The organism is Photorhabdus sp. RM71S, assembly GCF_042879355.1.
Lineage (GTDB): Bacteria > Pseudomonadota > Gammaproteobacteria > Enterobacterales > Enterobacteriaceae > Photorhabdus > Photorhabdus kayaii.
On sequence record NZ_JBHFKV010000009.1, the window covers coordinates 88,239 to 102,278 of the forward strand.

Annotated in this window: 14 protein-coding genes; 4 read left to right on the forward strand and 10 right to left on the reverse strand. The window is 38.6% G+C overall.

Annotated elements, in window-relative coordinates; all coding sequences use genetic code 11:
- Positions 1-328: 328 nt before the first annotated feature.
- Together ACGF5R_RS07635 and ACGF5R_RS07640 are read right to left on the reverse strand one after the other, a co-directional pair.
- Positions 329-667, reverse strand: coding sequence for a hypothetical protein (locus ACGF5R_RS07635; RefSeq protein WP_112879000.1), 339 nt, complete (start codon positions 665-667; stop codon positions 329-331).
- A gap of 1,020 nt (positions 668-1,687) precedes the next feature.
- The gene (locus ACGF5R_RS07640; protein ID WP_112878999.1) at positions 1,688-2,002 is read right to left on the reverse strand and encodes a Cro/Cl family transcriptional regulator; all 315 of its coding nucleotides are present in this window, start codon (positions 2,000-2,002) and stop codon (positions 1,688-1,690) included.
- Positions 2,003-2,946: 944 nt separating this feature from the next.
- Here ACGF5R_RS07640 and ACGF5R_RS07645 point away from each other — a divergent pair.
- A complete protein-coding gene (locus ACGF5R_RS07645) occupies positions 2,947-3,768 on the forward strand; it encodes a hypothetical protein (protein WP_387690371.1) in 822 nt (273 codons plus the stop codon).
- Positions 3,769-3,845: 77 nt separating this feature from the next.
- On the opposite strand, the gene ACGF5R_RS07650 is transcribed toward ACGF5R_RS07645, so the two are convergent.
- From ACGF5R_RS07650 to ACGF5R_RS07660, 3 genes are all read right to left on the reverse strand, one after another.
- Positions 3,846-5,144 (reverse strand): HAAAP family serine/threonine permease, encoded by a 1,299-nt coding sequence (locus ACGF5R_RS07650; RefSeq protein WP_387690373.1) that lies wholly within the window; start codon positions 5,142-5,144, stop codon positions 3,846-3,848.
- 906 nt (positions 5,145-6,050) lie between these two features.
- Positions 6,051-6,659 (reverse strand): undecaprenyl-diphosphate phosphatase, encoded by a 609-nt coding sequence (ybjG, locus tag ACGF5R_RS07655; protein ID WP_112879012.1) that lies wholly within the window; start codon positions 6,657-6,659, stop codon positions 6,051-6,053.
- A gap of 662 nt (positions 6,660-7,321) precedes the next feature.
- A complete protein-coding gene (locus ACGF5R_RS07660) occupies positions 7,322-7,582 on the reverse strand; it encodes a GrxA family glutaredoxin (RefSeq protein ID WP_011145878.1) in 261 nt (86 codons plus the stop codon).
- A gap of 190 nt (positions 7,583-7,772) precedes the next feature.
- Between ACGF5R_RS07660 and ACGF5R_RS07665 the strand changes: the two genes are divergently transcribed.
- The 3 genes from ACGF5R_RS07665 (at position 7,773) to rlmC (ending at position 9,837) form a co-directional block, all read left to right on the forward strand.
- Positions 7,773-8,075 (forward strand): YbjC family protein, encoded by a 303-nt coding sequence (locus ACGF5R_RS07665; RefSeq protein WP_112878996.1) that lies wholly within the window; start codon positions 7,773-7,775, stop codon positions 8,073-8,075.
- Positions 8,076-8,166: 91 nt separating this feature from the next.
- Positions 8,167-8,679, forward strand: a complete 513-nt coding sequence (locus ACGF5R_RS07670) for a YbjN domain-containing protein (RefSeq protein ID WP_112878995.1) — start codon at positions 8,167-8,169, stop codon at positions 8,677-8,679.
- Positions 8,680-8,703: 24 nt separating this feature from the next.
- Positions 8,704-9,837: a 23S rRNA (uracil(747)-C(5))-methyltransferase RlmC gene (rlmC, locus tag ACGF5R_RS07675; RefSeq protein ID WP_262981000.1), complete on the forward strand. Its 1,134-nt coding sequence runs from the start codon at positions 8,704-8,706 to the stop codon at positions 9,835-9,837.
- A gap of 52 nt (positions 9,838-9,889) precedes the next feature.
- Here the strand turns inward: rlmC and artM are convergent, their stop codons facing one another.
- The 5 genes from artM to ACGF5R_RS07700 all read right to left on the reverse strand — a co-directional run bounded on the left by artM (position 9,890) and on the right by ACGF5R_RS07700 (position 13,977).
- Complete coding sequence (gene artM / locus ACGF5R_RS07680; protein WP_112878993.1) at positions 9,890-10,558, reverse strand: arginine ABC transporter permease ArtM; 669 nt, start codon at positions 10,556-10,558, stop codon at positions 9,890-9,892.
- Positions 10,558-11,274 (reverse strand): arginine ABC transporter permease ArtQ, encoded by a 717-nt coding sequence (gene artQ / locus ACGF5R_RS07685; RefSeq protein WP_262981001.1) that lies wholly within the window; start codon positions 11,272-11,274, stop codon positions 10,558-10,560. The genes artM and artQ overlap by 1 nt, the downstream gene beginning before the upstream one ends.
- A gap of 14 nt (positions 11,275-11,288) precedes the next feature.
- Entirely contained in the window at positions 11,289-12,023 is a 735-nt protein-coding gene (gene artJ / locus ACGF5R_RS07690) for an arginine ABC transporter substrate-binding protein (RefSeq protein WP_387690376.1), read from the reverse strand.
- A 19-nt stretch (positions 12,024-12,042) separates the two neighbouring features.
- Positions 12,043-12,771, reverse strand: coding sequence for an arginine ABC transporter ATP-binding protein ArtP (artP, locus tag ACGF5R_RS07695; RefSeq protein ID WP_112878990.1), 729 nt, complete (start codon positions 12,769-12,771; stop codon positions 12,043-12,045).
- A gap of 306 nt (positions 12,772-13,077) precedes the next feature.
- The gene (locus tag ACGF5R_RS07700) at positions 13,078-13,977 is read right to left on the reverse strand and encodes a lysine exporter LysO family protein (protein ID WP_112878989.1); all 900 of its coding nucleotides are present in this window, start codon (positions 13,975-13,977) and stop codon (positions 13,078-13,080) included.
- Between the last annotated feature and the right edge of the window lie 63 nt (positions 13,978-14,040).

Below are 14,040 nucleotides of genomic sequence, written 5' to 3' on the forward strand. Positions count from 1 at the left end.
AGGTCTATTATTGTTTTTTTTATTACTCTTGTAAGTTTTTATTTTCTATTTGAAATGGTTTTTAAATTCATTGAATATAGATTAATGACACCGAAATAGCATTATTGAAATAAGATATTATTTATTAATTATCGTGAATTTAAAGCGGTGTTGTTAGAACAGGCAGAACCTTGTGATTAAGGTTCTGCCTGGAGAAGGGAGTAACTGGTAGAAAATATTTTTAGCTTTACTCAACATCAGCTTAGTTCTACCAGAGAAATACTACACTCAATTTCTATTGTAACAATAAGGAATTAGGTGGAGCTATTTAGCAATTTATGACTTTATATTAAGAAGCCAATAATGTTGCGTTGTAGATATAATTGTAACCACCAGGAGAAACCGCTGATGAAGAAGTTATATTTACACGTTTGTTATTACTGCAAGCGTTCAGAAGAAGATGATACAGTGCTGAACCTCTGTAGTCCTGAGCATTCCACCATAACAGATAGTTAAATTTGCCGTTAGGGAATTGCATAGTGACAGTCACTTGCAATTGGTTTTGATCAGGTGCAGCCTGAACTGAAGTTACTGTACCAACAGCGAAATAGTAATTAGGGTTTGGAGAAGTCTGTTCAGGTTTATTTTCTGTTACCGCTTCATTAGAAGAAGGATTTGTATAGTTCATCGTGTTAACCTTTTAATTTAACGTAATTGAAAAATAGAAATTTTTACTAAAATGTACGGAGAAGTCATTTGTCCGCCGAAGAAATATAAGGTAATTTGTAATTGTAATCTATATTAAAAGTTTATCTGTATTATATAATTATTGATGCTGTTAAAAAGTCGCCAATAATATATTTCCTCTAAATGGTTATAATAATCAAATGCATCACTCTAATCAAAAAATAATATTGATATTTATTTACTACCGTTGAAATGGAGAAATTACAATCTGTTCCGGTGGGCATTATTTATGCAGGATATTCTTATTAATAGAGTATGGGTATGGAAGGGGCGGCAGGAATTGAAGCGTACTGGCAGTATGTGGTGAATGATTTAAATTTTAATTTTCTAGTTGATATTTAAATAAAACATTATGAAATTATTCTTATCCTATAGTATTTCGCATGGATATATATGATTGCAATCTTTGAAATTAATTTACTTAAATCTATTTTGGATTTAATAATACCTAAGTGTATAATATTTTATTAACAATTACAATGTGTAAATATTATTGATGTAATTACGTATGTTGTTAAGTATTTACGGGGTGAAATAAAGAGATGTTGTCCTACCCTGTTTTTAAAGATTGAATGGATAGTATGTGCTATTATTAGAATAATTTCTGAAAGAAATTTTTTTAGTGAAATTAAATTTTAATAATAATATATTGATATTTTTGTGTAAAACAGATAACTAAGTTAATTAATTTTAATTTATTGAAAGTTTGTTTTCTGTTATTTTTATGAGTTTGTTTTTTTATTAAATTTAACTATGGTAGGCAGAACGTTAATATTACGCTCTGCCTTAGATAGGGTAGAATGTGCCGTTATAAAAGTCAGCTTCATTATACCAGAGAAATGTTTTGCCAAACTCCTATCACAACAGTACTGTATTTGGCGATTGATGAGATCGCTTCAGTAAGATTGAATTTCTATTAGGAATCTATTATTTGGCTCAAGCATTTCAACAAGCGATTATTTTACATAGAGATTTCTACGCAATTAATGTAATCGCAGCCGAGAGGACCAACTTTTCCTACGGTGCTTATTTTCACATCTTTCTTAGCGCAAAGCGCTTCCATCAGGACTTTATAAATCGCCATGCCTCTATTGTCTAGCAGATTCCATTTCAAAAGCATTTCTTCACATGTGCCATCATGCATTAATACAGTCACCATAACTTGCATAACTTTGTCTGGCATAACTTTCATTGCAATGATTTTACAGCTACGTAGCATTACGTCATCTACTATATTATTATCTTTAATTAAAGAAGGATGCATGTCATTAATCATAATATAAACTCCAAAATATAATTTAATTAATTGATAAATAAGCCTATATTATCTCAGAATAAAGAACGGAAAACCGTCCGTTTGAGAAATATAAGGTGGTTGGTACTTCTACTATAAAAGCAATCTACATAAGAAATTTTTTTTGCGCTAAAAATATAGGACAGTTAACGTTTTTAATTGGCATATAACATTTTCTCTAACACATATAACTATAGGTGCCATTTATAGGTTGTCAAATAAATTTGAAAAAATAATGTAATTGCCTGATATATAGAGTCATTTTATTAAAAAATAGAAAATAAATTGTTGATGTGATAAATATAAAATAACTGGGATTTTTTATATCGTATATAATTAGATTAAATTAAAATATAATTGAAAATTTATTTATTTTGAATGATTAGTTTGATAATTAAAATTTTTAATTATATTTTTGATTGTTGTAAGTAAATATGGTTAATTTATTTATTTGAAATTTATATAAATATTAATGTGAATGAGATATTGTATGTGTTTTTTATAAAAAAAATTTTTCTTTATGAAGTGTTCGTCTATTATTTAAAAAACTCAATAGTGTATAAAATAGAAATGTCACTAACTATTTCAATATTAAGGTTAAATTGTATTAGAATAATTTTATATTTATCAATAAATTAATGTTATTAGAAATATACCCTATGGATTTCAAGATGGATCGCGACGGCAAGGGAGTGAATCCCCGGGAGCATAGGTAACTATGTGACCGGGGTGAGCGAGTGCAGCCAACAAAGAGACAACTTGAAAGATAACGGGTATAGTGCTTTAGCAGTAACACATTTAAGGTAATACTGGAGAGGCAGTTATAAATTGGCATGACAATATAGTGTTAAACCGTTGTTGGGAAAATAATTATCGTTTTTTAATGGGCGTATAGGCTCATTATTCTATGATGAAAAGGTGGTTATATGTCATATCTTGATCCGTTAGCGCTTTCTATCCGTTTTGGAAATCGCAATAATTTAGGTGATGACAAACGGTGGACGGATAAACCTAATCCTCTCCATAAGCTTAATCAGGAGCAATTTACTTACATTTATGAGGATAGTCTGCACTTTCTTTATGGTCGATATAGATTCAATCCAAGTAATGGACGAGATAATATTTTGACAGATATGCAGGTGTCGAAAATCAAGACGGGGAAATATATTGATCAATATGGTCATGATGAACAGTATGAGGTTCTTGGTTTCCTTGGTGGCATGGGAACATTTCCTTTACATTCAATATTCGGTACGTTTAGAACAGAAGAAGTCGATCTGATTAGTTACTATTTTTATATTGCATATGTATTGACGGATAATTATTCAATTCATAATCGTTATTTTTACCAAGGTTATCCAATGGGGCCTAATAACGATGAGGGGTTAGATTATATTCTTATGTGGAACGCCGTTGATATCATTCCACCACCGTATAAGCCGGGTTTGCCACGATATTTCCCGTTGATTAATGGTTATATTCTCTTTCCTTCAGCAACTGAGGCTGTAGTTATCTCTAATATTTCTACCGATGCCAAGTTTATCCGTCTTGAGGAGACTGGCAATAGGTTTCCTTTTACTGGAGAGATTGCGACCAAGACGCCTTATATCCTGACAGATAAGTTGTGGCAACAATGGGACGAAGAAGAGCAGCAGGAGGTACCAATAGACGAACGGGGATATTTCAACGAAGACGATTTATGGCAATATGATGAACAGCAGGGGGATTGGGTGAAGTGGGTCGTGTAGTTTAAATTTTTCCGCTAGCTAGCTCATGTCATTATTCGGTTGCTGCCCGCTTGAAGAGAACAGCAACCAAATATTTATTATGCAAACAGTGAGTAGAGGACAGCAGAGATAGCAACTAACCCCATAAAGACGATAAACAGATTACTCAGCTTGCCGCTATATTTGCGCATTGCAGGAACTTTGCTGATTGCATACATTGGCATAAGGAACAGCAACATTGCGATAATAGGACCACCTAATCTTTCGATCATTTCCAAAATACTTGGATTCAGAGTAGCGACAATCCAAGTCGTTACTAACATGAAAATGGACGTGATACGATTCAGCTTTTTAGGCTCAATAGTTTTACCTTGGTCACGCAATGTCTTAACCACGATACCATTAAAACCTTCACGCGCACCCAGATAATGGCCAAGGAAAGATTTGGTAATTGCTATGAATGCAATAAACGGAGCGATGTAGGCAATCACTGGTGTATTAAAGTGGTTAGCCAGATAAGACAGAATAGAAATATTTTGTGCTTTGGCTTCTGCCAGATTTTCTGGAGACAGGCTCAATACGCAGCTGAATACGAAGAACATCACGGTTACAACCATCATGATATGGGCGTAAGCCAGAATGCGGGAGCATTTTTTCTCAGCATTTTCACCATATTCTCCACGTTTTGCCACAGCAAACGCCGAGATAATTGGCGAGTGGTTGAAGGAGAACACCATTACTGGGATCGCTAGCCATAGAGTGATGAGCAGCCCATGACTTGCACTCGATGCAGAAACGCTGATGTTTTCGAAGATTGCGGTATTCCAGTTAGGGATCAGATAAAACGCCAGTAGCATCAAAACGGCAACAAATGGGAATACCAGCACGCTCATTGCCTTAACAATAGCCTGTTCACCGAAACGGATGATGGTCATTACGCCAATGATTAGGATCAGAGCCAGCAGAGCACGGGGAGGTGATGGCAGATGTAATTGGTGAACAATAAAGCTGTCTACGGTGTTGGTAATAGCAACGCTGTAAACTAAGAGGATTGGGTAGATAGCGAAGAAGTAGAGCAGGGTGATAAGTTTGCCTGCCAGATTGCCAAAGTGTTCTTCTACGACTTCGGTAATATCTTCGCCAGGGTTTTTACCGGATAGAACGAAACGGCACATCCCGCGGTGGGCGAAGAAAGTCATTGGGAAAGCCAGTAGCGCCATCACCAAAAGAGGTAGTAGGCCACCAATACCGGCATTGATGGGTAAGAATAATACACCGGCACCAATCGCAGTACCATATAAGCCAAGCATCCATACTGTATCTGATTTACGCCAGGTTTTATAATCGCTTGGGCTGGTCGCCTGCGATGCTATCGTACCTGTTTGAGTCATATCCATAGTTATCTCCGAGAATAACGCGGTAAATTAAAAAATGAAATTACAATGCCGCAAGTATGCAATAAATGCAAATACATGTGGCCTAACTCTTTCTTTATAAAAAATAAATTTTTCAAATATCTCTGGTGTTTATTTAAACGTTTTTATTACCACATTAACATCTTGGTCGAAAATTGGACTTTAAATTAACAAGCCGAAATTTTCGCTTTACTTTCTTTTTTGAAAGAAAGTCTGGAAATTTTAATACCAGACTTTTGATAGCGGCAAGATAGCGATTTTTAGTGAATAGTACCGTGATCATAGTCTCAAATGCGGAATATATCTCGAAAAGTCATCATATTACGAGATTTAGTGTAATTGTTGTCTAAATATTGCAAATTTTAATGAGTTCAAATTATAGCCTCAATTTGCCCATGACTCAACTCTTATTATTCTCTTATGTTTTTGTTATTTCTTGTCTATTCGTTTACATATTAATGAATGAAAATGGCAAATAGAGTAAATGGTTAATAAATTGATAAATATCAATTTTTTACCAGATTTTAAAATAGATATCTCTTATGTAATGTTTGTATCTTTGTGAAAGATATAGATAAAACCAGAATAATAGATTAATAGCATCAATAATATGAATGAAAGATGTGCTAGCCATTCTTTGATCAAGTTTTAATAATCTCTTTCGTTATATATCTATTTACATAGTGATTTATATAGATTTATTGATTTATATGAAAATCGTTGAGTTGAATTTAAGCGCAAATAAATGCTAAATAGGGTACAGGATATTACCCTGCTGGTTAACTCATGTCCATTTTGGTATGTAAAATTAGCCAATAATTTCTAATAAAAAGACTTTGGTTGAAATAGCGTTCGTTTATCTCAAGTCACTAAGTTGCATTTATGTTGCTAGCTTTTTATCCAGCCTTTACGGATAGGAAAAGCGCAGCAATGTTGGTACAGACTGTTCAATCTTTTTTGTAAACGTTCACCAGACAGGCTCCATATTATTTGTGCAAAAGTGCATCCCATTAGGCTGACGATAAATGCCCCGACCATATCCATCGGCCAGTGAACGCCTAAATAGACTCTGGCCCATGCAATTGCCAGTGCAATCGCCATCATGCATAAGCCCGGCCAAATCCTATACCAGAATAAAAAGGATAAAGCGAAAGTGAAGACGGTTGTTCCATGATGACTTGGGAATGAGGTTGTTGGCGCGTGAGGAAGAAAGTTATAACCAAAACCTTCTGCAAAAGGGCGGTCGTGAGGGCAGAGTAAACCGATACAGTATGAAGTTAGCATAGCAAAACAGAAGGCAACGGTGGTTTTACTGACGATAACCCGATGATAAGGGCGAGTACGCTCTGAACTCCAGAACCAGAAACTAGCCAATATTAGAGGGAAAATAAGAACCAGGTATTTTGCAATAAACGTCGCTATTGCAATCATGGCTGGTGATGATTCAGGCGTAGCATTGAAAAAGGTAAACAGATCATGATTTATTTGTTCTAACAAATCGGGCCTCACATATAGTCACTTATGTACATCACGACAGCCGGACGCAAGAGGGTAAAGTTGGCTGACCTGAGAGTAAAGCGTAATTATCTTAATTGTTGGTGTTATTTATTTTTGGTTTATATTTCCACCAAGGGAATATCTGGCAGTCATCCTGACAAAAACTAATCAATTCATTGATATATATGATGATAATATCTAGATCAGCGCGTTGATAGTATCGGTGGTTGATAGGTTGATCATCTGTAGAATCGGTTATATCCGTCATCTTTCAAGTTGCCTCTTTGTTGGCTGCACTCACTCACCCCGGTCACATAGTTCTCTATGCTCCCGGGGACTCGCTCCCTTGCCGTCGCGATGCATCTTGAAATCTATAGGGTATATGTGTTTATGAACGGTATACTCTTCAGACAATAAAAAAACCCGATAGTCTTGAACCAAAATGGATTAACTATCGGGTTCCTCAATATGGGGATATCAAAGAAAAGCAGTGGCATTAATTCAGACTACGGTTTGGCAAAAAAGTTCTTCGTGATAAGAAAAAAAAACAGATTTTTTTCAATTTGATGAAAATAACATTTTTTGCACAAATCAACCGAGTCCATTGTGACGAATAATCAATGGCGGTTTTTACCGCAGCGAAAGTAAAACGGGAAGTTCGATTATTGTAGCAATTGGTGTTCTTTTACGTACGCTTCGAAGTCAGTGCAGCCACCGATATGTTTCTCATCAACAAAAATTTGCGGGACGGTTTCTACGGGTTTACCAACTGTTTTTTCCAGATCAGCTTTAGTGATACCTTCTGCGTGAATATCAACATAACGGAAGTCAAAGTCATCACGCTGCTCTTTCAGTCGTTCCGCCAGCTCTTTCGCGCGGACACAGTACGGGCAGCCAGGACGACCGAAAATCACAGTAAACATATAAACTCCTCTTGGTTATATTAAAATAATGCGGTTTGATGCGTTACTCATGCTTATTTGATAGCTACTATGCCTGTATCGATCGGTAAAAAAAAGCAGAAATTGCCTTTTGTTTTAATTCATCATACCAATTTTGGTAACAGTGTTTCCGGTAGTATAATGTAGCATCAGGTTGTTAAGAGAGGATGCGATGAAAAGTCATCAAGGCAATATGAGTTCTTTGGCAGATATGCCAAAACAGGTTATCCTGCTAGAAATTGTCGGAATTTTATGCTTAATCCTGTCATATTTGACTATTAATGATATTGTCATCTTAACAGATTTACTAATGACGCCAGAAGCACATGTTGTTATGATTTTCATCGGCATAGGTTGTTTGGTTCCTGCTGCGGTTAATATCATTTGGCGTGCAGTGTATGGCCTCTCTTTTTTGGGAGTTGATCATAAAAAAGAGAGCAAAAATAAGGTAGAAGGTAGTGATAACGGTAAGTAAAAATAATTTATCAGTTATTGGTGATGGCGCGATAAAGAATTATTTCGTAAGCTATAGCGCTTTTTCATTTTCCGTTGTATGGGGTTGTTAGATGAGTTCACTTGTCATTCCTGACTTATCAGTATTGCGTGAGTGGTTGGATCAGCTCAAAATTTCCTACTTTGAGTGCGATTCATGCCAGGCGCTGCATCTACCTCATATGCAGAATATTGATGGTTTATTTGATGCTAAAATTGATCTGTTGGACAATGTAATCTTGTTTTCTGCGTTGGCTGAAGTTAAGCCAACCGCCATTATTCCTTTGATGGCTAATCTAAGCCAGATTAATGCCAGTTCGTTGACAATCAAGGCTTTTCTTGATATCCAGGATGAAAACCTACCGAAATTGGTGGTGTGTCAATCTTTCCTTGTTTCAGCCGGGCTGACTTTTTCCCAGTTTTCTCATTTCTTGCAACAAAGCGAAGAGCAGATTGCGGGGGTGATTTTTGAAATTCACAGTAATAATTTGTTGTATATTAATCGTGATATCGAAATCGAGAGTGACATTGAAGAGGAAGAGGAATCACAAGCTTCTGTTAAGGTGCCGACTTTTACTTTGCACTAATATTTTCAACACGGTCATCCAACCATGCAATGTACGCATTATTCTGCGGGGCACTGTCACTCTTGTCAGTGGCTCGAAAAACCCTATTCTCAGCAGTTAGAAGATAAGCAGCAGAATTTAAAGCAGTTATTACCTCAAGCTATTGTGAAGCAATGGTTACCTCCAATTGCCAGCCAACAAGATGCCTTTCGTAATAAAGCTAAAATGGTCGTCAGTGGCAGTGTAGAACGCCCATTGTTAGGCATGTTGCATCGTGATGGCACGGCGGTTGATCTGTGTCATTGTCCCCTCTATCCAGCGCATTTTCAGCCTGTATTCGATGTTGTTAAATCGTTCATTGCTTGTGCCGGCTTGACGCCGTATAACGTTGCTCGTAAACGGGGTGAACTGAAATATTTGTTGCTGACAGAAAGCCGTCATAGCGGTGAAATGATGTTACGTTTTGTACTGCGTTCTGAAACAAAAATTGCTCAACTGGAGCGTGCTTTACCCCGGTTGTGTGAGCGATTGCCACAGCTTACGGTGATCTCTGCCAATATTCAGCCAATCCATATGGCGATTTTGGAGGGGGAAAAAGAGATTCTGTTTACTGAACAAAAGGCGCTGAAAGAACAGTTCAATGGCATTCCTCTTTACATCCGTCCACATAGCTTTTTCCAGACTAACCCGAAAATGGCTTCTGAATTGTATGCAACAGCAGGGCGTTGGGTTCGTGAACTGAAAATCAGTAGCATGTGGGATCTATTCTGTGGTGTTGGGGGTTTTGGTCTGCATTGCGCAGATAAAAATACCTGTTTAACCGGCATTGAAATCAGCTCAGAAGCCATTGATTGTGCCCGCGATTCGGCGAAAACACTGGGTTTGGAAAACATCGAGTTTCAAGCTTTGGACTCAACACATTTTGCTGTAGCAAAAGATAAAATTCCGCAATTGGTTTTGGTAAACCCACCTCGCCGGGGAATTGGTAAGGTGTTGTGCGATTATCTCAGTAAAATGGCGCCGGATTATATTCTTTATTCAAGCTGTAATGCTCAGACAATGGCGAAAGATATTGCTGTACTGGTTAACTATCGTATAGAAAAGACACAATTGTTTGATATGTTTCCTCATACCGAACATTACGAAGTTTTAACGTTATTGAAGTTAAATTACGATTGAATAACGAAAGAATGTGTGGGGATGGGGTTCCAGTAAGAACACCCAACCCTGTTCAGTTATGGCGCTCAAAAGCGAGTGCACGGCGTTCAATCATCCGCATTAGTAAAGTCAGGATGCCGTTAACGCATAGATAAATCACCCCTGCGGCAATAAAAACCATCACATCATAATTGCGGCCAAATAGAAGCTGGCTGTATCCCATTACTTCCAGCAAAGTAATGGTACTTGCGAGAGAAGTACTCTTGAAAATTAGTACAACTTCGTTGGAATAGGAAGATAACGCCCGCTTAAAAGCGTAGGGCAACAAGATTCGCATAGATTGTGCTTTAGACATTCCCAATGCTTGACAGGATTGCCATTGGCCAGCAGGAATGGCCTTTACTGCGCCATAGAATAGCAGAGTAGAATATGCCGCACTGTTAAGCGCTAGCGTTACCATTGCGCACAGCCAGGGCTCAGACAGTAATTGCCAAAGCCACGGGTACGCTTTTATGGATGGAAACTGCCCAGGCCCGTAATAAATCAGGAAGAACTGTACCAACAAAGGCGTACCGGTAAACAGAGTAATGTAGGTTTTTACCAGTTGTGTCAGTACTGGCAGTTTCATGGTCAGAACCATAGTGAACAAGACGGACATCATGAAAGCAACAAAAAGCGCTGTGACGGTCAGGCTCAGACTGGTTTGCAGACCCGGTAAAATTTGTTGAATATACTCAAGCATCAGGGAGTGCTCCGATCAAAGCGAGTGGTATGCATCTCAATTTTTTTCAGAATAAATTGACTGATTAGAGTGATAGCCAGATAGATAAGCGCCACAATCATATACCAGGTAAAGGGTTCCTGAGTACGTGTGGCAATACTTTTGGTTTGCTGCATGAGATCATTCACACTGATAAGCGATACCAGCGCGGTATCTTTCAACAAAACTAACCATTGGTTACCGAGCCCTGGTAGAGCATGTCGCCACATTTGAGGCATGATCAGGCGGAAAAATATTTCAGCGCGACCAAGACCTAATGCTTGACCGGCTTCCCATTGGCCGGCCGGAATGGCTTTTATCGCACCACGGAGTGTCTGGGATGCATAGGCAGAGTAGAGTAGGGAAAGTGCAATGACACCACAAAGGAATGGGCTGACATAAAAGTCTTGAATATCTATCTGAATTCTGGAGTGCCAGAAGATAAGATTAATGTCAAAGCCATCAGCCAGTGTCATGAGAAGTTGTGATGCGCCGAAGTAAACGAATAGCACGACCAAAATTTCTGGCAATCCTCTGAACAGAGTGACCCAACAGGTGCCAAGTATGGCGAAGGGTTTCCAACGGGCTGATTCCCAAGCAGCAAATAGCATAGCTAAAATCAGACCAAGCACTAATGCAGACACGGCAAGGCCGACGGTGATGCCGGCGGCGCTTGTTAGAGATTGGAATTCATTCATAGAGATTCGGCTACTTATTTAAACCATTTTTTATAAATGATGTCATAAGTGCCATCTCGTTTGATGTCAGCGAGTGCTTTATTCAGCTTATCTTGTAGATCTTTGTTACCCTTACGAACTGCAATACCTAAGCCGATACCAAAGTAATTTTTGTCAGTGACTTTGTTACCTACGGTACTTAAGTTTTCATTCTTTTTCAGCCACTCGTTAACAACGGCAGTGTCACCGAAAACGGCGTCCAGACGGCCATTTTTCAGATCCAGAATGGCATTTTGATAGCTGTCATAAGGAACGGTTTTAATCTCTTTTCGTTGTTCCATCAGATACTTCTGGTGAGTTGTCCCATTCTGAATACCCACAAGTTTGCCTTTCAGCTCTGCGGTACTGGAGACTTTGCCTTTAACGGAGATGAAAACTGCGGAGTTATCGTAATAAGTGTTAGTAAAATCAACCTGTTTCCGGCGCTCGGGTGTGATATCAATACCGGCGGCTAAAGCGTCGAAGCGACGAAATTTCAGACTAGGGATCAGGCTGTCAAAGGATTGGTTAGTAAAGGTACATGTGGCATTAATTTTCTCACAGAGAGCATTGACCAGATCGACATCAAAACCCTGAATTTTATTATTTGCATCAATGAACTCAAACGGAGGATAAGTGGCTTCTGTGGCAAAACGAATGGTCTCTTTTTCCGTGGCGGTTGCAGATAAAGCTACTGTGCCTAAGAGGGTTGCAAAAAGTAGTTTTTTCATCGCTATATCCTATTAATAGTTAGTGTGATAGATAATTAGCAAAGGCTTTGGTTTGTGGTTGAGTAAAATGGCTGATATCACCTTGTTCTATAATGCGGCCGTTTTCCATATATACGACACGGCTTGCGGCCTTACGGGCGATTTCCACTTCATGGGTAACGATAATCTGCGTAATGCCCGTTGCAGATAGTTCATGGATGATATTGACAACCTGTGCTGTGATTTCTGGATCCAGCGCTGCTGTGGGTTCATCAAATAATAAAACCTGGGGTTCCATCATCAATGCTCGTGCAATAGCGACCCGTTGCTGTTGCCCGCCGGATAAGTGTTGTGGAAATCGGCCAGCGAAATCCTCTAAGCGCAAGCGGGAAAGGAGCTTATCCGCTTTTTCCTGCGCCTGTTGCTTGGATAAACCGAGTACGCGACAAGGTGCTTCGATCAGGTTATCCATAACAGTAAGATGAGGCCATAAGTGATATTGCTGAAAAACCATACCTACATTCTGGCGTAGAGAACGAATCTCCTTGGTTCCTGGTGTTTGTTCGAAATCGAATTGATGATTAGCTATATGCAACTGGCCGGATCGTGGTATTTCCAGCAGGTTTAATACTCGCAACAGCGTACTTTTACCGGCGCCACTTGGCCCTAGCAAAACCATCGTTTCCCCTGGAGAACACTCAAGATTAATATCAAACAGTGCCTGCTGGACGCCGTAATAGCAATCAATGCTTTTTAATTGAATACTCATGCTTTAATTCTGAATAGTCAGTGATTTGGTTTGATGCTAAACTCGTTAGCATAATTATGCAATATCTTATGTACAGAATATTATTAATTGATATTTCAATTACATGTATCATTAACGCGTTCTGGCTGCTATTTGTGTGATTTATCAACAAAAGATTATTTATTCTATTTCCATGCCGTGGAAAGATGGATCGACCACAACGAGTAAGCATATTAGGATAAGCAGCGGCAGCGGACGACTTATGATGAATGAAGCGTCCGAACCGTTATTTATGACATCAAGTATTAATTGTGGCTCAACTTTTGGTTAAGTAAAGAATGCCATCAGTAAGGGTGCGAGCAAACTTAGCACAAAACCGTGAACTATTGCTGCTGGAACAATACTGACGCCACCACACCGTTGTAATACTGGCAAGGTGAAATCCATCGAGGTCGCCCCGCTTAATCCTAGAGCGCTTGAGCGATATCGATTGATTAGAACTGGAATGAGCATAATTGCCACCAGTTCGCGTACCAGATCATTAAAGAATGCGGCACTGCCGATTACCGGCCCGTAAGCGTCGGAAAGTAAGATGCCAGAAAGGGAATACCAGCCGTAACCAGAAGCTAATGCTAAACCTGTTTTCACTGGAAGTCCGAGAATAAGTGCCGCAATTGTACCGCCGATAAGCGCGCTGACAGCAATGATAATCGCAATAATAGCACCACGGCGGTTTAGCAATATCTGTTTCAGGCTCATACCGTTGTTACGTAATTGAATACCGACGAGTAACAGTAAAACGATTAAGGCGATTTCACTGGCATGATTGGAGAAGTGCAGCCATGACCAGCCAGTGAGTCCAAATAGGAAACCTAAAATCAGCATGCCACATAATTTCAGTGATTCAAAAACCATATGTAAACGGGAAGGGGGTTTTTCCTGTTTATGCGGGCTGATAATCCAAGGATCGCGCTTTTCAAGCAGGAATAACGCCAGCATATTAGCTGTAAAAATACATAAAAAAAATGTTATCGCGTATTGAAAGATAGAGAAGAGGTTACGGCCTAAATCGTCCAACAAAGCCAGGCTGATCCCCATTAAAAACAGGATGATATAGACCATCGCGTTAAGAAGGTGATGAACTGCATTTAACAATACTTTATTATTCAAATGGATAAGATAGCCTAACGTTAATGGCAAAAGAATGATCAGCAGCCCAGAGTACATAATTAACATCCTTTAAAACGATTAACGTCTTTTTATCCAAATTCAGTATAAAAATCGATTGTA